Below are 18,488 nucleotides of genomic sequence, written 5' to 3'. Positions count from 1 at the left end.
ATCATTTTATTATATCGTAACCATTACGGTCTGTAAATAGGAATGATTACGGAAAAGCCGCAGCATTTTTTAAATGCTGCGGCTCGATATCATTCTGCTTCCGCCATTACAGGATTGATGTCGGTCAACAGATTCGGATTGAATTCACCCTTTTTGATCATTTCAATTTCATGTTTATACGGCGGCTTTTTATTCTTCTTATCCGTTCCGACAAAAGGTGTCTCCAGAATCTTTGGAACCGATTTGAATTCCGGATGGTTGATGATGTAGCTGAGGGCATCGAAACCGATATGGCCGTAGCCGATGTTCTCATGACGGTCCTTATGTGCACCTGCCGGGTTTTTTGAATCATTGACATGCACGACTTTAATGCGGTCGATGCCGATGATCTTATCGAATTCTTCAAGTACACCGTCGAAGTCATTGACGATATCATATCCTGCATCATGGACGTGGCAGGTATCCAGGCAGACGCTCAGGCGTTCATTGTTTTCGACCCCGTCGATGATCTGTGCGAGTTCTTCGAAATTCCTTCCGATTTCCGATCCTTTGCCTGCCATCGTTTCAAGTGCGATCTGGACATCCTGTTCCACACTCAGTGTCTCGTTCAGCCCTTTAATGATCGACTTGATCCCTTCATCCGCACCTGCGCCGACATGGCTTCCCGGATGGAGCACGATTTGATTCGAGCCGAGGTGTTCGGTCCGTACGATTTCCTCCTGCAGGAACTCGACACCATGGTCGAAGACACCGTCCCTCACGGTGTTTGCAATATTGATGATATAAGGCGCATGGACGACGATATTGGAGATGCCGTGGGCTTCCATATGCGCCTTCCCCGCTTCAATATTAAGGTCTTCTATCTTTTTCCTGCGTGTATTCTGCGGCGCACCCGTGTAGATCATAAATGTATTGGCGCCGTAGCCTGCAGCTGATTCACTCGCTGCTTCAAGCATTTTTTTGCCACTCATGGAGACGTGTGATCCTATTAACATATTACCATCCTTAACGATTATTTTTTCTTCTTCGCTGCTTTCGCATGCTGGCGTCTTGCTTTCTGCTTCAATTCACCGAGCTCTCTGGACATCTTCTTTTTATAGCCCGGCTTGACTTTCTTCGGCTTCCTGACTTTATGTTTCAGATCCTGGCCGATATCTTTCTGGTTTTTTTTCCTGTTGACGCGTGCAGTCCGTGATTTGACCGGTTGCAGCTCGCCCTGTTTGACGTCCTCGTGCCTGAACTCATAGCCTTTCTTCTCAAGCTGATCGATCAGTCCTTCTTCATCCGGCGTATAAATCGTGATCGCCACACCTTCATACTGTCCGCGTCCGACACGGCCCACACGGTGTGTGAAGAATTCAATGTCCCTCGGGATGTCGTAGTTGATCACATGGGAGGCACCGTCAATATCGAGGCCGCGTGCAGCAAGATCACTTGCTATGACCCACTCATACTTCAGTTCCCTGATATTTTTGATTTCCTTGGTCCGCTCACGCGGCTTGAGGCCGCCGTGGAAGATGCCGACATTCAGGTTCTCCTGCCTCAAATAGTCGAACAGTTCATCCGCCCGGGCTTTGGAATTTGCGAAAATGATTCCGATATACGGTGTGATGACATCTGTCAGCTCTTTGACTTTCGCCATCTTATCATCCCCTTTTACAGGGACAAGCAGGTATTCTATGGAAGCTTTATTCCTGGGCTGATCAATAATGATGGTTTCAACATGACCGATATATTTTTGGAGGAACTGCTGGAGCATTTCCGGGATTGTGGCGGAGAACACGAGGAACTGTGCCTCCTCCTGCAGGGCATTTGCCAGGATGTCCACATCTTCCAGAAAACCTAGGTCGATCATCAGGTCGGCTTCGTCGATGACGATTGACTTCGACTGACGGATCTTGAGTGCACCTTCCTGCATCAGCTCCTTGATGCGCGTCGGGGTGCCGATGACGATCTGGGGCGACTTTTCAGCCTTTTCAACATCTTTGCTGAAATCCGTCCCGCCGATGAATAAAGTCGTCCTGATTTCCCTGTAATGCTCCAGGATCTCATTGGTCATCTGGAACAGCTGACTTGCAAGTTCCCTTGTAGGTGCTAGAATTATAGATTGAGTTGAGTTTTGGCCCGCGTCAATGCTTTCAATGATCGGCAATAAAAAAGCATGGGATTTACCGCTGCCGGTTTCACTCATTGCAACGACGTTCTCACCTTTCTGGATTTTGGGTATGACTTTTTCCTGCACCAGTGTCGGGTGTGTGAAATTTATTGATTTAATGGCTTCAAGTAAAGAATCATTAAAGTTGAAACGTTTAAATGCGTGACTCATAGTATCACCTTTTCATTATTGAATTCGAACTCAATTATAACTGATATATACAATACATGCTATAATGTAATTTCGGACTTCATGATGATTTCAATTGGATGCGGGAACAGGTATAATGATTATTGAGGAGGAATGTACTCTATGGATATTATAAAAATAACACCACGCGGCTATTGTTACGGTGTTGTCGATGCCATGGTCATCGCAAGGAATGCATCGATGGACAAAACATTGCCGAGGCCGATATATATTTTGGGTATGATTGTGCACAACAAACATGTGACAGACGCTTTTGAAGAGGATGGCATCGTTACGCTCGACGGACCGAACAGGCTTGAAATCCTGGAAAACATCAATGAAGGCACTGTGATTTTCACGGCGCACGGCGTGTCCCCTGAAGTCAAAAGGCGGGCAAAGGAAAAGGGGCTCACCTGCATTGACGCGACCTGCCCGGACGTCCAGGTGACGCATGATCTGATACGTGATAAGACGGAAAAAGGATACGATGTCGTATACATCGGCAAAAAAGGGCATCCTGAGCCTGAAGGTGCAGTCGGTGTGAATCCTGAGCACGTGCATCTCGTCGAGACGATGGATGATATCGAACTGCTGCCTGATGTGCTGCAGGAGAGGAAATTGATTGTGACGAACCAGACGACGATGAGCCAGTGGGACGTCGGCCACCTGATGGATGAGCTGAAGAGAAGATATCCGCATATCGAGGTCCAGCAGGAAATCTGCATGGCGACTCAGGTGCGCCAGGAAGCGGTCGCCGAACAGGCAGATCAGGCAGAGCTGCTGATCGTCGTCGGCGATCCGAAGAGCAACAACTCCAACAGGCTCGCACAAGTATCAAAGGAAATCGCCCACACGAATGCATACCGCATCAGCTCGCTCAGTGAACTCGATACGGACTGGCTGAAAGGCATCAACTCGGTTGCAGTCACTGCAGGCGCCTCCACCCCGACACCGATCGTCAGGGAAGTGATTGATTACTTGAACAAATACAATGAAGAGTCATATGAAGCACCTCAGTCGAAGGTGCCGAAAGATAAGATCCTTCCAAAAATCAAAAAACCGAAACCGGTTGAAATTATGAAATAATGATAAAAGAGCATCCCTCCAGTTCACCTGGAGGGATGCTCTTTTGCTTTTTATATATACTTTGCACGTATTCTCTGTGAGATGTTCTCCACTACCAGGACAAGTATCAAAATGATGATGATGATCATCAATGCCTGATCGAAGTTTCTCAGTGACATTTGTGCACTGAGTTCAACCCCGATGCCGCCGGCACCGACCAGGCCGAGAACAGTCGCACCCCTGATCGATTTCTCCAGTGCAAACAGGCTTGTACCCACAAATGACGGGGTGGCCTGCGGCAGCACTGAACCTGTAATGACACCGAAATATCCGGATCCTGTGGATTCAAGCGCCTCTTTAGGTTTCTTATCCAGCTCATCGATCCTTTCCGAGAAGAACCTGGCACAAAAGCCGATCGTGTCGATGGTGATCGTCAATATCCCTGCAAAAGGACCGAGCCCTACGGCAATCACGAAGAGCAATGCCCATACAAGGTCGGGCACAGTCCTCATGACCGTCACTGCCCCTCTCGTCAGAGAGCGCAGGAATGAAATCGAATTCGTCGTCCTGGAAGACAGGAGCGCAACAGGTATGGATATGATTACACCCGCCAGCGTGCCCACCAGCGCCATCTCGAAAGTTTCAACCATGGCACTCATTATCGGGCCGATACGGCTGAAATCAGGCGGGAAGGCCTGTGCCAGGAAATCCCCGATGTTCATAACGCCGCCGATTACACGGCTTAATGTGATGTTGGCATTATTGATGCCGGTCACGAGAAACAGAAGAACGACGAGTATCAGAATGAAAGACCAGATCGACGGCTTTTCAAATCTTTTTGGAGGCGTCGGACTCATAAGCTTTTAGCCTCCTGTTCCATAGATCCGGGTTTTTCGTCAGCAGGAGGGTCTTTTGGCCCCTCACTGCCGAAAAGTGCCGTCTCAAAATCTTCATCGATGACGGAGACATTATTATCAGCAAACACTTCACCATTTTTCAGTGCGATGAAACGGTCGGCATATTTTTTGGCAATCGGAATCTGGTGCAGGATCATCAGCAGCGTGATGTTCCTTTCAGCAGCGATGTCGGCCAGCAGATCCATGACTTCCCTGCCCGCTTTCGGATCGAGGCTTGCTATCGGCTCATCCGCCAAAATGATTTCCGGGTCCTGCATGAGCATCCTCGCAATCGCGATCCGCTGTTTCTGCCCGCCTGAAAGCCTGTCCGCCCGCCTTTCCGACAAGTGGGCAAGACCCACCCTGTCGAGGCACTCCATTGCACGTGTTCTAAGGGCTTCCGAAGCAAATAAGCTGTAGGTTGCCGGTGCAAACTTGACCTGCCCCAATGCACCGAACAATACGTTTTGAAATACCGAAACGTTATCGACAAGGCCGAAAGCCTGGAATACCATGCCGACTTTCTTCCTGGTTTCGCGCAGATGACGCCGCTTCCCGGGGTCCACTTCCCGGCCGAGTAATGTGACGGACCCTTCGGTCGGTTCCTCGAATCCCGTCAATGTACGGAAGAGCGTGGACTTCCCGGAACCGTTGTGCCCGAGTATGACGACACTTTCACCCTCTTTAATGGTGAACGATACACCATCCAATGCGACATCCCGCTGATTGTAGACTTTCCTGACTTTGTTCACTTCAATCGCATTCATATTATTCCTCGATCTCCAGGCCTAAAATTTCGTAGGTTTCCCTCATGTTGTCATAGTCCTCATCGGAAACTTCGATGATGCCGCCGTCTTCATATTTGTCGTTCTCCTCACTGGATAATATCGCATCCAGCACCTCTTCTTCATTTTCCATCAGTATGTTCAGGAACTCTTCTTTAAATTCTTCGGGCAGGGTATCATTCAGTATGAACGGATCTGCCGGCAGCGGCTCCCCTTCATAAATCAGCCTGAAGTCATCTTCAAGCCCTTCTTCCTGGATGGTATGCCAGTGCTTGACGCCGTCCGCCATGACATCAACCTCACCGTTCAGCAGTGCCTCAAGGGAGCTGTCCCCCAGCAGCTGGATATCAAAATCTGCATCCAGGTCATAACCTTCATCGACCAGCACGCCGCTCGGCCCGATATGTCCGGACGTCGAACCGGTATCTTTCATGGCAATCGTTTCGCCCACTGCATCATCGAGTGATTCAATCCCGCTTTCTTCACTTGCGATGAAGACGACGTGATAATGTCCGTCGGCCCTGTGGACACCGCCGGCAAGCTCGATTTCAGGTTTCGCTTCTTTTGATAATATGTATTCAGATGGTCCGGACAGTACGATGTCGACCTGACCGTATTCCAGTGCCGTGGACGAGACGGTCCTGTCGGAAAGCGCAAAAAGTTCCACCTCCGTATCAAGCATGTCCTCCATCGTCTCCTCGAACGCTTCAAAGCGCAGCAGCAATTCCTCCTGCCCTTCGATGCCCGCTACAGCGAATGTCACGGATTCGGGCCAGTCATCACCGCGTGCTTCCCCGTTACCGTCTGAAGCATCCACTGTATCCCCCGCTTCGCTCTGCGCGCTGCAGGCTCCAAGGACAACAGCAAATAATGCGCCCATCAACAATAAAGCAATTCTTCTCATAAAAAATCCTCCTAATATGATTACTGCTTCACATAATATCAGTGGTTTATTAACCTGATATGGTGAACATGTAAATGTATATTAGGGGGATGTAAAAATTGTGTAAATCCTGTAAAAAGGATAGTTTTTTATTTTCTGTTTTGGAATGGGTCCGTATCCACTTTGCTCGCAGCGACTTTAATATCCATTTTACGGCGTATCAGATCTTCAAGACCTTCTGCCATGAATGACTCAAGATAGTGTCCGGCGTCTATGATGTTGCGGCCGAGGAGTTTTGCATCATAGGCTTCATGGTATTTGACATCGCCCGTGATCAGCACGTCGATCCCCTGCCTGAAGGCATCGTCTGCATAACCCATCCCGGAGCCGCCGATGATGCCTGCCGTTAATATTTCCTTATCATTTCCCTTCACGGCGTTTACAATCCTTCCGCCGGTCTTCTCCTCAATCAACGCCGCCAATGACTCGAGGGAACCTTGGTAATCGAACTTCACGCCGAGGCCCTTGTTCGGTACGTTGTTGATCGTGAATATATCAAATGCCGGCTCTTCATATGGATGAACCTTCAATAATGCATCAATGACCTTATCCTGTTCATCGGACTCGAATATTGCCTCGACGATATATTCATCGACGATTTCAAGCTCATTGTTGGTGCCGATATGTGGATTCGCATCCTCGTTCGGCCTGAACTGGCCGGTGATCGGGTATTCGAAGAAGCACTCACTGTAATCACCCTGGTTGCCCACACCGCTTTCTGAAAGGCCCTGTTTCAGTTCTTCCTTGTTCTCAGCTGGTATGTTGACCCTCAATTTCTTCAGTTCATACTTTTTTGGGATCAGTATTTCCGTGCCGTTGAACCCGAGGGCTTCGGCGATCATATGACTGACACCTTCCGGCTGGTGATCGAGGTTCGTGTGCATCACTATGAGGTTGACGTCATTTTTGATCAGTTTCCTGATGATCCTGCCGTAGAAGTCTTCAGTCACTGCCGAGATTTTCGGGAAAATTAAAGGATGGTGTGCAATGATTGTATTAAAACCGTTACCCACTGCTTCATCGACCGTTTCAAGCGCGCAGTCGAGGGCTGTCAGGATGCCGGTGACCTCATCTTCCATATCACCGACGAGGAGGCCGGTATTGTCCCAGTCCTCACTGTCCTTGAAAGGCGCGATCTCATCAAGTTCCTGTAAAAGTTCCTTAATCTTCATCTTCCAACACCTCTTCTAAAAGTTTGATTTTGGATTTAATTTCTTCTTTCTTATCCGGATTTCTGCCGCCGTCGATACTTTCAAATATCCTCTTCTGATGGTCATATTCCCATTTGATTTTTTTAAGAAACGCCTCTTCCCTCTCCACAAGGTTCAAAGGGCCGAAATGCAGTTCCTTCTGCGACATCCTTTTCCGGTTTTCATCGTAATCGCATACGATGATTTCGTAAAAATGCTTCCCGAGCTTCAGCACTTTTTCATGGACGATGCGGTAATTCAGATTATCGACTGCCTGCCGCAGAGGGTACATATGATTATTCGCCTGGAGGACAAGGCGGGGATGACCGCCGACATTTTCAAAACCCCCGGTCAATATGCGGGCAATCAACGGTCCGCCCATCCCGCATATCGTGATCGTATCCACTTCATCATCCGGAGTCAAAATGTGCAGCCCGTCACCAAGACGTGCCTCGATCTTTTCCTCCATGCCGTATGATGCGATGTTCTTCAATGTAGCCTCATAAGGCCCCTCTGCGACTTCACCGCAAATCGCACCGCCCGCCATGCCTTCCCTTATGGCATAGATTGGGAGGTATGCATGATCGGAGCCGATATCTACAAGGATTTCTCCCTTTATATGATTTGCTGCATACTTCAAACGTTCATCTATCATTCCAACCATCCTTTAAAATAAAAACCTCCACGATCCGTGGAGGTTTCCCGTTAAATATTATTCTGCCCACATTTCATACATTGCAGTCAGTTCTTCATCGCTCACCTGGTCTTCGCTGAACGCTGGCATTGAACCTTGCCCGTTTCTGACGATATCGGTGAACTCCTCTTCACTCAAGTCAGTGCCTGCAAGTGCCGGCCCCATACCGCCTGAGAAATCTTCACCGTGACATGAAGCACAGCTGTTCTGAGCAACGCCTTCTGCGTCGACGTCACCTGATGAAGCGCCATTACCTTCTTCTTCCGAGCCTTCTTCGCCGTTTTCTTCAGTGGCAACTTCCTCGCCTTCTTCCTCCTGGTTTGCACCTTGGGCAGAAAGCAGGAACACCAGACCCACACCTAAAAAGATGATAAGTAAAAATGGTATAATCGGATTCTTATTCAAATGTTGACCCTCCCTTATATTAATGCATATACAATTATAATTGTAGCTCAAATATCAGCAATGTCAAAATAAATTTAGAGATAAAATTACACGTTAATGTGTAATTATTAATCCATGAAATCCTTCAGCCTTTTACTTCTGCTTGGATGGCGCAGCTTCCTGAGTGCCTTCGCTTCAATCTGACGTATTCTTTCCCGCGTGACACCGAAGACTTTTCCGACTTCTTCAAGCGTTCTTGTACGTCCGTCATCCAGCCCGAAACGCAATCTGAGAACGTTCTCCTCACGGTCGGTCAGTGTATCGAGTACATCTTCCAGCTGTTCCTTCAATAATTCATAAGCTGCATGGTCAGAAGGGCTCTGCGCTTCCTGGTCTTCGATGAAATCACCGAGATGGCTGTCGTCTTCCTCACCAATCGGTGTTTCAAGTGAGACGGGCTCCTGTGCAATTTTAAGAATTTCACGCACTTTGTCAGCAGGCAGATCCATCTCTTCACCAATCTCTTCAGGAAGCGGCTCGCGGCCGAGGTCCTGAAGCAGCTGACGCTGGATTCTGATCAGCTTGTTGATCGTCTCCACCATATGGACGGGTATGCGGATGGTTCTGGCCTGGTCGGCGATCGCTCTCGTGATCGCCTGGCGGATCCACCATGTTGCATACGTGGAGAATTTGAACCCTTTTGAAAAGTCGAATTTCTCGACGGCCTTGATTAGCCCCATATTACCTTCCTGGATCAGGTCGAGGAAGAGCATTCCGCGTCCGACGTATCTTTTCGCGATGCTGACCACAAGCCGCAGGTTGGCCTCTGCGAGGCGGCTTTTCGCTACCTCATCACCCTGTTCGATCCTCTTGGCGAGTTCCACCTCTTCAGCAGCACTGAGGAGGTCGACGCGGCCGATTTCTTTAAGGTACATGCGGACCGGGTCATTGATTTTTACGCCGGGTGGTGCACTCATATCATGCAGGTTCAATTTTTCATCTGTATCTGTGGCATCTTTTTCATTTATCAGACGGATGTCATTTTCACCGAGTTCTTCAAAAAATTCATCCATAGCATCTGCATCCAGCTCAAAGTTCGCCAGCTTGTCAGCGATTTCTTCATGTGACAGATGCCCTTCCTTTTTCCCTTTTTCAAGTAGTACCTGTTTAACTTGTTCAATTGAGGTAAACAACTCCGCTTCTTTATTTCCAGTTGTCCCAACGGTATTTTCAGCCATAAATGTACCTCCTAAATATATTACTAACTTTTATATCTGCTGTTGATTTCCAAAAGCTGCTGCATGAGCTGCGCCTGCAGATCGATGTCATTGGCCGATTCGGCTTCCCTGAGGCGGGCGAACAAAATCTGCTTTTCCTTGGCGCTGTTTCTTTTTCCACTCAAATCATCAAGGTAATCATCGATTTCATCCCTCGAAACTTCGCTTTGAATACTGAGATTATCAATATTTATAACGACTTCAAGCAGTTCATGCGGAAGCTGGTGGATAAACGATGATACTTCAAATGTGTCTTGAGTGTCAAAATAATTGCACAACCCTTTAAATATACCATAATAATGGTCTGAGGTTAATACTTCCCTGTCCACCCTGTCTTTCGAATATTCGAAAAGGCTTTTATCGTTCATGAGCGCTTTTAAGAAATAACGTTCCTTTTTTTCCCTGATGGAAAGTCTTTCGGTGTGTTGTATAACACTTTCCCGTTTTTGCGATGTTCTAACAGGAAGTTTGCTTTCTATTTGAGATTTATCCATGCCGTATCTCTCACTGATATGCTGTATGAGCCTTGTCCTGATGGCGTCATCATTCACATAGGTGAGCAGATCCGTCAAAGTGTTGATATTTTGTGAGAATGCCAGGTCATTGTGCATGCTTTCATTCAGCAGCTTCTCCGCAAGGAAGTGGATATAATGCCTTTTCTCGTTCTTTACGAGATAACGGAAACTCTCTTCTCCGCTGTTCTCGATGTACTCATCGGGATCCATCCCGCCGGGCAGCTGGATCACGAATGTGTTCAGTCCGTGCTTCAGCAAAGTCTCCCCTATATCCACCGTCGCCCGCTGGCCTGCCCCATCGCCGTCGAACATCAGCGTTACATTCGAGGCAAGACGGTTGAGCAGATTGATGTTCTCCTCGCTCAGCGCGGTGCCCATCAACCCCACTATATTCTCTATATTCAGCGACTTGACTTTCAATACATCAAGGTGGCCCTCCATCAGGATGATTTCATCCTGGTTCCTGATGGACTTCCTTGCATCGCTCAAGTTGAACATGAGATGCCGTTTTTGGAATACTTTCGTCTCAGGGGTGTTCAAATATTTCGGTTCTGAACCGTCCAGACTTCTCGCAGTGAATCCCACAATATAGTTCTGGTGGTTCTTTATCGGGATCATTATGCGGTTGACGAACCGGTCATAATAAGAGAAATTGGTCTCGTTCCGTGAAAGCAGGCCTGCACTGTACGCCGCTTCTTCTGTAAAACCCTTCTCGAGTATTGCATTTTTGGTGAACGAAGACATCTTCGGCGCAAGACCTATTTTTTCCTTCTTCAGCAGTTCGCTGCTGAATCCCCTATCCAAAAGATAGTTCAGGGCTTCGCTGCCTTCATTGGTATGCATGAGAATGTGATGGAACAGATCTGAAACATGTTCATGCATTTTAATGAACTGCATATCATCATCATCGACCCTGCTCTCATTTGAAGAAACTTCGACTCCAAGCGGCTTCCCGAGCCTTTTCACGGATTCTGTGAAGGAGATGTTTTCAATCTCCATTAAAAACTGAAAAACATTGCCGCCCTTTTTACAACCGAAACAGTGACAGATCTGCTTTTCCGGACTGACACTGAATGAGGGGGTTTTTTCATCATGAAAAGGGCAAAGACCGACGTAGTTCCGTCCCCGCTTCTCAAGTTTGAGATAACCAGAAACCAGATCGGTAATGTCGGTCCTTTCTCTGACATATTCTATTGTTTCCTGCGGGATACTCATAAGCCATCACCCTTTGATATCTATTTTGCCATCAACGTATTTCATAATTTCATTTGCGGTTTCTTCAATGGCTTTTTCAGAGACATCGATGACAGGACAGCCTATCTTTTCAATGATCGAGTCGAAATATGCTAATTCCTCTTCTATCCTTTCATCCCTGGCATAACTTGCCGTGTCTTTCAGACCCAGCTGGGTCAGCCTTTCTTTTCTGATCTTATTGAGTGAAGAGGATTTGATCCTGAGTCCGATGCATTTGGACTTGGGGATTTCAAACAACTCTTTCGGCGGCGTCACTTCAGGCACAAGGGGCATATTCATGACTTTATATTTTTTCAGCGCCAAATACTGGGACAAAGGTGTCTTCGAAGTCCTTGAAACACCGATCAGGACGATATCCGCCTTGTCAAGACCGCCTGCGTCCTTGCCGTCATCATATTTCACTGCAAATTCGATCGCTTCAATCTTTTGGAAATAATCTTCGTCCAGCTTATGCACACGGCCCGGTTCATAATATGGCTCCGCTTCAGTCTTGCCTTCCAAAATCGACATAAGGGGGCCCATCACATCCACCGACGGAATATTTTCCTTCTTCAGTTCTTCTTTGATATACTGCCTGAGCTCCGGGGTTATGATCGTGAAAACCACAGTCGCTCCCTTGCTTTTGGCAAGATCGACGACATCATCTATATTGTCTTCGGAATCGATATAAGGATATTTGATCAGCACATCGGAAGTACTGTCTATATCAAACTGGGCCAAAGCAGCCTTTGCGACAAGTTCACCTGTTTCCCCGACCGAGTCCGATGCAATGATTATTTTTATATTAGACATAGGGACACTCCTTATTCCATTAAATTGACGAACACTCTTGTGATATTGGTTTTGGTGATTCTGCCGATCACCACTTCTCTGCCGTCTTCCTTATCTATTACCGGTATGGAATCGATCTGTTTTTCTATCAGCTGGTTCGCCGCATAAATCAGAAGATCGTTCGGATAGCATGTCGTGATATGGGGCTTGCGGGTCATGATGATGCTCACAGGTGTCTTCTCGATATCATTCTTCCCCATCGTGCCTTTCAGAAGGTCTTTCCGGGATATGACGCCGACCAGTTCCCTGTCATCATCTATGGCATACAATGTACCCACATCTTCAAGGAACATCTTTACAATGGCTTCATAGATGGATGTGTCCTCTTTGATCAAAATCGGCAGGCTTTGTACATCCCTGACCAGAATATTCCGGATTTTGGTGGTTAATATTTCCTCCGGTTCCTTGCCGGTATAAAAATACCCGACGCGTGGGCGGGCATCCAGATAACCGCTCATGGTCAAAATTGCAAGGTCCGGCCTTAAAGTTGCTCTTGTCAAAGACAGCTGTTCAGCGATTTTGCTCCCGGTTATCGGTCCGTGCTGCTTGACGATTTTCAATATCTTTTCCTGCCTGCTGTTCAGTTCCATGGCCTCACTCCCAATATCAATAATTATAATACATCTTGAAAGATAAAGAAATACAATGAAATGTTTGCACTTCCAATTAACATTTTATATAATGGGCTTAAGCGAGTTAAGGACGGTGTGAGCTTAACATCTGTAAATGGCATATATGAATTATTTAACATGAAATTGTATATTAAAAGTGAGTGGAAACACTAATTTGGGTGGAACCGCGGGTATAAACTCGTCCCAGGACAGCATTTCATCGGCTGTCCTGGGACTTTTTTATATTCAAAATTATTTTAAGGAGTGGTATTTATGGACATGGACAAAATTGTCAATTTATCAAAATCACGAGGATTTGTATTCCCGGGAAGTGAAATTTACGGCGGCCTTGCCAACACATGGGACTACGGTCCGCTCGGCATCGAGCTTAAGAACAACGTGAAAGCCGCCTGGTGGAAAAAGTTCATCCAGGAATCCCCGTACAACGTGGGTGTCGATGCTGCGATCCTCATGAACCCGAAAACATGGGAAGCTTCGGGACATTTGAACAACTTCAATGACCCGATGATCGACTGCAAGGAATGTAAAAGCCGTCACCGTGCAGATAAACTCATCGAAAATGTGGTTCAAAAAGAAGACGATACTTTTGTGGCCGACGGTTTGAGCTTCGATGAGATGAAAAACATCATCGATGAGCGTGAAATCAACTGCCCGACCTGCGGTGCACATGATTACACCGACATCCGCCAGTTCAACCTGATGTTCAAAACATTCCAGGGTGTGACGGAATCGTCGACAAACGAAATTTTCCTGCGTCCTGAAACGGCCCAGGGCATCTTTGTAAACTATAAAAATGTCCAGAGGACGATGCGCAAAAAGCTGCCTTTCGGCATCGGCATGATCGGTAAATCATTCCGTAACGAAATCACACCGGGCAACTTCATCTTCAGAACGAGGGAATTCGAACAGATGGAACTTGAATTCTTCTGTCAGCCGGGCACCGAAGTCGAATGGCAGAAATACTGGAAAGATTTCTGTCAGAACTGGCTCCTTGAACTCGGTCTTGCAGAAGACAACCTGCGCATGCGTGATCATGATGAGGATGAGCTTTCCCACTATTCGAATGCCACAACGGATATCGAATATAAATTCCCGTTCGGCTGGGGAGAGCTGTGGGGCATTGCGAGCCGTACAAACTTTGACTTGAAGCAGCACATGGAACACTCGAACGAAGATATGACTTACCATGATCAGGAATCAGGCGAGAAATTCATCCCGTTCGTCATCGAGCCGGCTCTCGGACTCGACCGTGTGACACTCGCCTTCATGAGTGATGCTTATGAGGAGGAAACACTCGAAAACGGTGAATCCAGGACGGTCATGAGATTCCACCCGAGTCTTGCGCCATTCAAGGCAGCAGTCCTGCCGTTATCTAAGAAGTTGAGTGAGGATGCCATCAAAGTCTATGAAAAATTGGCACCTGATTTCAACGTGGAGTTTGACGAATCACAGTCGATCGGTAAGAGATACCGCCGTCAGGATGAAATCGGTACACCTTACTGCATCACATTCGACTTCGATTCACTGGAGGACAACATGGTGACAGTGCGTGAAAGGGATACGATGGAACAGACGAGGATGCCGATTGATGAAGTGAGCGGCTTCCTGAAGGAAAGAATCAAGTTCTAAACAAGCAATATGAAGAACAGGCGATGGAAAATCCGTCACCTGTTCTTTTTCATGTCTTTCTGTCTCATATATGGAACAGTCAGGAGCTCTCATCCGGGCCGGTCATGCCTTTGACCATCTTCCTTGCCTTGAAATACACCCCGGCATATTCATCATAGATCAGTTCCGTGAAATTCAGCAGCCGTCTGCCGTTTTCCGGGGTGACATTGATCGAGTTGATCAGATCCAGCTTGACGTTTTTCATATATGCAGCCAGATATATGATCCGGTTGCCGATGTTCACCGTCCGCTCCAGCGTTTCCTCATTTGCGCAGTGATCACATATTACACTGTGGTATATAAATGAGTAATGGCTGAAAGTGTCATACGCCCTGCTTCCGCAAAGTGCGCACTCATCCACATTGATTTCGATGCCGTACTGAGGCATCAACTTGATGGCCACCATCGATGTTGTCGCATTTTTCTCGTTTTCTTCCTTCTTTTCAAGCAATTTAAAACCTTTCATAAGCAGTTCGAAGTTCTTCGGCGTAACATCCTCGTCATTCAATATACGCGTCACAAATTCCATTATATAACTGCCATAGGAGAACAGCTCAAAATCCTCGTTGATGCCCTTGAAGTGGGAGATCACATCCACTTCGTTCAGCGTGCCGATGCCCTTGAAGCGGTTATAGGTGAACAGCGCCTCCTTGAAACCCTGCCGTAGAACGATGAACGGGCTTTTCGGTTTGTTGAAGCCGCGGGCCATCAGTGGCACCATCACGCCATCTTCATTTAAAATAGTAATGATCCGGCTGGACTCACTGTAATTCGTCTGCCGGATCATTACGCCTTTTTGCTGATATATCATCTCATCACCTAGTATTCATCATCCCTGTAGCCAAGTGAACGTATGAAGTTTGTTTTATTGCGCCAGTCCTTCTGTACTTTCACCCACAGTTCAAGATAGACTTTGCTGCCAAGAAGATTCTCTATATCGACCCTTGCCAGTTTGCCGATTTCCTTGAGCATCTTGCCGCCCTTACCGATGACCATGCCTTTTTGCGACTCACGTTCCACATAGATCGTGGCCTGCACATGTACCTTGCCGCCTTCTTCATTCGCCTTCATCTTTTCCACTTCCACACCGATGGCATGGGGGATTTCCTGGCTCGTCAGATGCAGTGCTTTTTCACGTATGAGCTCACTGACTATGAAATGCTCGGGGTGGTCGGTCACCCTGTCTTCAGGGTAATACATCGGCCCTTCGGGCAGGTAGCTCTCTATGACTTCAAGAAGCTTATCGACATTATTGCCCTGCAGTGCAGATATCGGCACGATTTCGCTGAATTCCAGCGTATCTTTATATACTTCAATCTGTTTGATCAGATCATCGGGGTGTACAAGATCTATCTTATTCAGGACCAGGATGATCGGTGTCGTTGTGTTTTTAAGCATCTCGATGATGAATTCATCACCCCTGCCGATTTCCTCTGCAACATTGATGATGAAAAGGATCACTTCCGTCTCCCTCAGTGTATTGCGGGCGACTTTCATCATATGCTCACCGAGCTGGTGCTTTGGTTTATGGATGCCCGGTGTATCGATGAAGATCATCTGTGATTGGCCGGTCGTGTAGACACCCTGTATTTTATTCCTCGTTGTCTGCGGCTTATCGGACATTATCGCAACCTTTTGGCCCAGCACTTTGTTCATAAAGGTTGATTTTCCTACATTCGGCCGGCCGATGATGCTGATGAAGCCTGATTTGAATTTATCTTCACTCATTTTCCATATCCTTCCCTGAGAAGCCCAGCGGCAGCAGATCATCCACTGTGCGTTTGATCACTTTTCCGGTTTTGCTGGTCAGATATACCGGCATGTCATCGTGGCAGAGCTCCTTCATGACCTGGCGGCATATGCCGCACGGGCTTGCTGCCTCATTCGAATCCGTTACGACGACGAGTGCCTTGAACTCCGTGATGTTGTTCGAATAAGCACTCACCAAAGCGCTGCGTTCAGCGCAGATCGTCGCGGGGTATGATGCATTTTCTATATTTGCACCGTATATATACTGGTCATCTTCAGTCACAAGCAATGCACCCACATTGAAATTCGAGTAAGGTGTGTAGGCGCGGCTCTGTGCTTCAATGGCTTCCGCCAGCCATTCTTCCTTAAAAATCCCGTCGTTCATGTATTCACTCTCCTAAGTAAAAAAAACAATTATTTTCGGGATGAAGATGATCAATCCCGTTATTGCCGCATACAGCGATGCAAGCAGCACAGCAAGGGCTGAAGTGTCCTTAGCACGCTTTGCAAGCTCGTGGAATTCATCCGTCACGAGATCCACCGTATACTCAACGCTTGTGTTGACGACCTCACTGATCAGCACGATGAAGACCGCACCGATGATGAAAAGCCATTCCAGCGTGTTCAGTCCGAATAAAAAGCCGGCTGCTGCAACAAGCAAAGCAAACAGCAAATGCACCGCGAAATGATGATCCTTATCAAACAGGACCCTGATCCCCTGAAGCGCATATTTAAAACGCTTCATCCTCACTCATCTCTCGATACACCGAATTTTTCCAGGATCTCATCCTGCATCCGGTTCATTTCTCTTTCATCCGCTTCTTCCATATGGTCATATCCGAGCAGATGAAGGAAACCGTGAAGTGACAGGAACAATAACTCGCGCCGGTAACTGTGCCCGTAATCTTCCGCCTGCTCCCTGGCGCGGCCGGTGGAGATGATGATGTCACCGAGCGCCCTCGGTGCTTCTTCATGTATCAGGTTGAATTCATCATCTTCCATGGCAAATGAAATGACATCAGTCACCTGGTCTTTATCCCTGTACTGATGGTTGAGCTCACGTATCGCCTCATTGTCAACAAACGACACACTGATTTCCGCATCTGAACCGGCTTCCAGCTCTTCGTAGGCGAAGTTCAGCAAACGGCTGATTTCATCCCTTTCGCTTCCGGAAGTAAACTCTTCTTCATCTATAAAATCGACTGTCAGCATAGTGCACCCCTATTCATAAGCTTTAATGATTTTTGAAACAAGCGGATGTCTGACTACATCAGTTTCGTCCATGCGGTTGATGGCGACGCCCTTTACATCATCAAGCCTTCTCACAGCCTCTATCAGGCCGCTTTTAGTCGCCCCCGGCAGGTCTATCTGCGTCTCATCTCCCGTGACGACCATTTTTGAGCCGAAGCCGAGGCGGGTCAGAAACATTTTCATCTGCATTTCTGTAGTATTCTGCGCTTCGTCGAGGATACAGAATGCATCATTCAATGTACGTCCCCTCATATAGGCGAGCGGTGCAACTTCGATGACGCCGCGCTCCACCAGACGGTCAGTCTGCTCCGTCCCGAGGACGGTGTGCAGGCCATCATATAACGGCCTTAAATAAGGGTCCACCTTCTCCTTCAGATCCCCCGGCAGGAAACCGAGATTTTCCCCCGCTTCGACGGCAGGCCTTGTCAGAACGATCCGTTTGACCTGGCCTTCCCTCAGCATCTGGCATGCAAGCACAACAGCAAGAAACGTCTTGCCTGTCCCCGCCGGGCCGATGCCGAAGGTGAGGTCACTCCGTTTGATGTTTTCAATATATAGTCTTTGTCCGGTGGTTTTGGCACGTATGCCCTTGCCTTTATTGTCTTTGGCAATCACTTCATTATATAGATCAAGGAGATACTCAATCGTCCCGTTCTTCGCCATGGTTGATGCCGATTGAACATCCCTCAAATTCACTTTCATCCCCCGCTGGATGATTTTAAGCAAATGAATGAGCACATCCTCTGCCAGTTCGACATTATCATCATCCTGCCCGCTCACTGTAATCTCATTGCCGAGCGTATGGATGGTGACATCGAACATATCTTCCAAAAATGTAATATGTGCATCATTCGCCCCGATGAGCGCCTGGGCCTCCTCGAGACTGTCTATATTTATTATATTAGGCATGTACAAACCCCTTTAATTTATTTGTGGTTACCTTAAATTTACCATTATAGAAACCCGTCTGCAATAAATTCGCCGGGTCTGGCACAGCCTGCACAATAAAA

At 47.4% G+C, this 18,488-nt stretch carries 20 protein-coding genes; 2 read left to right on the top strand and 18 right to left on the bottom strand.

All coding sequences use genetic code 11. The features are described 5' to 3' along the window. Positions 1 to 89: 89 nt before the first annotated feature. A complete protein-coding gene (locus LPW40_RS02385) occupies positions 90 to 995 on the bottom strand; it encodes a deoxyribonuclease IV (protein ID WP_230820633.1) in 906 nt (301 codons plus the stop codon). Between the two features lie 17 nt (positions 996 to 1,012). Continuing rightward, positions 1,013 to 2,326: a DEAD/DEAH box helicase gene (locus LPW40_RS02380; protein WP_230820632.1), complete on the bottom strand. Its 1,314-nt coding sequence runs from the start codon at positions 2,324 to 2,326 to the stop codon at positions 1,013 to 1,015. A 141-nt stretch (positions 2,327 to 2,467) separates the two neighbouring features. On the opposite strand from LPW40_RS02380, the gene LPW40_RS02375 reads away from it, so the two are divergent. Next, complete coding sequence (locus tag LPW40_RS02375) at positions 2,468 to 3,430, top strand: 4-hydroxy-3-methylbut-2-enyl diphosphate reductase (protein ID WP_230820631.1); 963 nt, start codon at positions 2,468 to 2,470, stop codon at positions 3,428 to 3,430. Between the two features lie 50 nt (positions 3,431 to 3,480). On the opposite strand, the gene phnE is transcribed toward LPW40_RS02375, so the two are convergent. From phnE to LPW40_RS02325, 10 genes are all read right to left on the bottom strand, one after another. Further along, entirely contained in the window at positions 3,481 to 4,266 is a 786-nt protein-coding gene (gene phnE / locus LPW40_RS02370; RefSeq protein WP_230820630.1) for a phosphonate ABC transporter, permease protein PhnE, read from the bottom strand. Further along, positions 4,263 to 5,072, bottom strand: coding sequence for a phosphonate ABC transporter ATP-binding protein (gene phnC / locus LPW40_RS02365; protein ID WP_230820629.1), 810 nt, complete (start codon positions 5,070 to 5,072; stop codon positions 4,263 to 4,265). Before phnC ends, phnE begins: the two co-directional genes overlap by 4 nt. A gap of 1 nt (position 5,073) precedes the next feature. After that, positions 5,074 to 5,994: a phosphate/phosphite/phosphonate ABC transporter substrate-binding protein gene (gene phnD / locus LPW40_RS02360; RefSeq protein WP_230820628.1), complete on the bottom strand. Its 921-nt coding sequence runs from the start codon at positions 5,992 to 5,994 to the stop codon at positions 5,074 to 5,076. Positions 5,995 to 6,122: 128 nt separating this feature from the next. Beyond that, complete coding sequence (locus LPW40_RS02355) at positions 6,123 to 7,205, bottom strand: Nif3-like dinuclear metal center hexameric protein (RefSeq protein ID WP_230820627.1); 1,083 nt, start codon at positions 7,203 to 7,205, stop codon at positions 6,123 to 6,125. Next, positions 7,195 to 7,878: a tRNA (adenine(22)-N(1))-methyltransferase gene (locus tag LPW40_RS02350; protein WP_230820626.1), complete on the bottom strand. Its 684-nt coding sequence runs from the start codon at positions 7,876 to 7,878 to the stop codon at positions 7,195 to 7,197. Before LPW40_RS02350 ends, LPW40_RS02355 begins: the two co-directional genes overlap by 11 nt. Before the next feature lie 57 nt (positions 7,879 to 7,935). Beyond that, on the bottom strand, positions 7,936 to 8,322 hold the full coding sequence (locus LPW40_RS02345) for a c-type cytochrome (protein WP_230820625.1): 387 nt from the start codon (positions 8,320 to 8,322) through the stop codon (positions 7,936 to 7,938). 107 nt (positions 8,323 to 8,429) lie between these two features. Then, entirely contained in the window at positions 8,430 to 9,539 is a 1,110-nt protein-coding gene (gene rpoD / locus LPW40_RS02340; protein WP_230820624.1) for an RNA polymerase sigma factor RpoD, read from the bottom strand. A gap of 23 nt (positions 9,540 to 9,562) precedes the next feature. Beyond that, positions 9,563 to 11,308 carry a DNA primase gene (gene dnaG, locus LPW40_RS02335; RefSeq protein WP_230820623.1) on the bottom strand — a complete coding sequence of 582 codons (1,746 nt, stop codon included), beginning with the start codon at positions 11,306 to 11,308 and terminating at the stop codon, positions 9,563 to 9,565. Between the two features lie 6 nt (positions 11,309 to 11,314). Next, entirely contained in the window at positions 11,315 to 12,139 is an 825-nt protein-coding gene (locus tag LPW40_RS02330) for a pyruvate, water dikinase regulatory protein (RefSeq protein WP_230820622.1), read from the bottom strand. 11 nt (positions 12,140 to 12,150) lie between these two features. Continuing rightward, positions 12,151 to 12,768: a helix-turn-helix transcriptional regulator gene (locus LPW40_RS02325; protein WP_230820621.1), complete on the bottom strand. Its 618-nt coding sequence runs from the start codon at positions 12,766 to 12,768 to the stop codon at positions 12,151 to 12,153. 294 nt (positions 12,769 to 13,062) lie between these two features. Between LPW40_RS02325 and LPW40_RS02320 the strand changes: the two genes are divergently transcribed. Next, positions 13,063 to 14,439, top strand: coding sequence for a glycine--tRNA ligase (locus tag LPW40_RS02320; protein ID WP_230820620.1), 1,377 nt, complete (start codon positions 13,063 to 13,065; stop codon positions 14,437 to 14,439). A 79-nt stretch (positions 14,440 to 14,518) separates the two neighbouring features. On the opposite strand, the gene recO is transcribed toward LPW40_RS02320, so the two are convergent. The 6 genes from recO to LPW40_RS02290 are packed head-to-tail and all read right to left on the bottom strand — an operon-like array spanning position 14,519 to position 18,387. Beyond that, positions 14,519 to 15,289 (bottom strand): DNA repair protein RecO, encoded by a 771-nt coding sequence (gene recO, locus LPW40_RS02315; RefSeq protein WP_230820619.1) that lies wholly within the window; start codon positions 15,287 to 15,289, stop codon positions 14,519 to 14,521. A gap of 8 nt (positions 15,290 to 15,297) precedes the next feature. Next, positions 15,298 to 16,206: a GTPase Era gene (gene era / locus LPW40_RS02310; protein WP_230820618.1), complete on the bottom strand. Its 909-nt coding sequence runs from the start codon at positions 16,204 to 16,206 to the stop codon at positions 15,298 to 15,300. Then, entirely contained in the window at positions 16,199 to 16,612 is a 414-nt protein-coding gene (cdd, locus tag LPW40_RS02305) for a cytidine deaminase (protein ID WP_230820617.1), read from the bottom strand. Before cdd ends, era begins: the two co-directional genes overlap by 8 nt. A 12-nt stretch (positions 16,613 to 16,624) precedes the next feature. Continuing rightward, complete coding sequence (locus tag LPW40_RS02300; RefSeq protein ID WP_230820616.1) at positions 16,625 to 16,972, bottom strand: diacylglycerol kinase family protein; 348 nt, start codon at positions 16,970 to 16,972, stop codon at positions 16,625 to 16,627. A 2-nt stretch (positions 16,973 to 16,974) separates the two neighbouring features. Beyond that, positions 16,975 to 17,439, bottom strand: a complete 465-nt coding sequence (ybeY, locus tag LPW40_RS02295) for an rRNA maturation RNase YbeY (protein ID WP_230820615.1) — start codon at positions 17,437 to 17,439, stop codon at positions 16,975 to 16,977. Positions 17,440 to 17,448: 9 nt separating this feature from the next. Next, on the bottom strand, positions 17,449 to 18,387 hold the full coding sequence (locus tag LPW40_RS02290; protein WP_230820614.1) for a PhoH family protein: 939 nt from the start codon (positions 18,385 to 18,387) through the stop codon (positions 17,449 to 17,451). Between the last annotated feature and the right edge of the window lie 101 nt (positions 18,388 to 18,488).

The organism is Salinicoccus halitifaciens, from assembly GCF_021026095.1.
Taxonomy (GTDB): Bacteria; Bacillota; Bacilli; order Staphylococcales; family Salinicoccaceae; genus Lacicoccus; species Lacicoccus halitifaciens.
This window is presented reverse-complemented; position numbering and strand designations above follow the sequence as displayed.

What these genes read in the sequence shown, in the direction of transcription:
- LPW40_RS02385 (WP_230820633.1), bottom strand. Translation starts at nt 995, where the DNA reads ATGTTAATAGGATCACACGTCTCCATGAGTGGCAAAAAAATGCTTGAA.
- LPW40_RS02380 (WP_230820632.1), bottom strand. Translation starts at nt 2,326, where the DNA reads ATGAGTCACGCATTTAAACGTTTCAACTTTAATGATTCTTTACTTGAA.
- LPW40_RS02375 (WP_230820631.1), top strand. Translation starts at nt 2,468, where the DNA reads ATGGATATTATAAAAATAACACCACGCGGCTATTGTTACGGTGTTGTC.
- phnE (WP_230820630.1), bottom strand. Translation starts at nt 4,266, where the DNA reads ATGAGTCCGACGCCTCCAAAAAGATTTGAAAAGCCGTCGATCTGGTCT.
- phnC (WP_230820629.1), bottom strand. Translation starts at nt 5,072, where the DNA reads ATGAATGCGATTGAAGTGAACAAAGTCAGGAAAGTCTACAATCAGCGG.
- phnD (WP_230820628.1), bottom strand. Translation starts at nt 5,994, where the DNA reads ATGAGAAGAATTGCTTTATTGTTGATGGGCGCATTATTTGCTGTTGTC.
- LPW40_RS02355 (WP_230820627.1), bottom strand. Translation starts at nt 7,205, where the DNA reads ATGAAGATTAAGGAACTTTTACAGGAACTTGATGAGATCGCGCCTTTC.
- LPW40_RS02350 (WP_230820626.1), bottom strand. Translation starts at nt 7,878, where the DNA reads ATGATAGATGAACGTTTGAAGTATGCAGCAAATCATATAAAGGGAGAA.
- rpoD (WP_230820624.1), bottom strand. Translation starts at nt 9,539, where the DNA reads ATGGCTGAAAATACCGTTGGGACAACTGGAAATAAAGAAGCGGAGTTG.
- dnaG (WP_230820623.1), bottom strand. Translation starts at nt 11,308, where the DNA reads ATGAGTATCCCGCAGGAAACAATAGAATATGTCAGAGAAAGGACCGAC.
- LPW40_RS02330 (WP_230820622.1), bottom strand. Translation starts at nt 12,139, where the DNA reads ATGTCTAATATAAAAATAATCATTGCATCGGACTCGGTCGGGGAAACA.
- LPW40_RS02325 (WP_230820621.1), bottom strand. Translation starts at nt 12,768, where the DNA reads ATGGAACTGAACAGCAGGCAGGAAAAGATATTGAAAATCGTCAAGCAG.
- LPW40_RS02320 (WP_230820620.1), top strand. Translation starts at nt 13,063, where the DNA reads ATGGACATGGACAAAATTGTCAATTTATCAAAATCACGAGGATTTGTA.
- recO (WP_230820619.1), bottom strand. Translation starts at nt 15,289, where the DNA reads ATGATATATCAGCAAAAAGGCGTAATGATCCGGCAGACGAATTACAGT.
- era (WP_230820618.1), bottom strand. Translation starts at nt 16,206, where the DNA reads ATGAGTGAAGATAAATTCAAATCAGGCTTCATCAGCATCATCGGCCGG.
- cdd (WP_230820617.1), bottom strand. Translation starts at nt 16,612, where the DNA reads ATGAACGACGGGATTTTTAAGGAAGAATGGCTGGCGGAAGCCATTGAA.
- LPW40_RS02300 (WP_230820616.1), bottom strand. Translation starts at nt 16,972, where the DNA reads ATGAAGCGTTTTAAATATGCGCTTCAGGGGATCAGGGTCCTGTTTGAT.
- ybeY (WP_230820615.1), bottom strand. Translation starts at nt 17,439, where the DNA reads ATGCTGACAGTCGATTTTATAGATGAAGAAGAGTTTACTTCCGGAAGC.
- LPW40_RS02290 (WP_230820614.1), bottom strand. Translation starts at nt 18,387, where the DNA reads ATGCCTAATATAATAAATATAGACAGTCTCGAGGAGGCCCAGGCGCTC.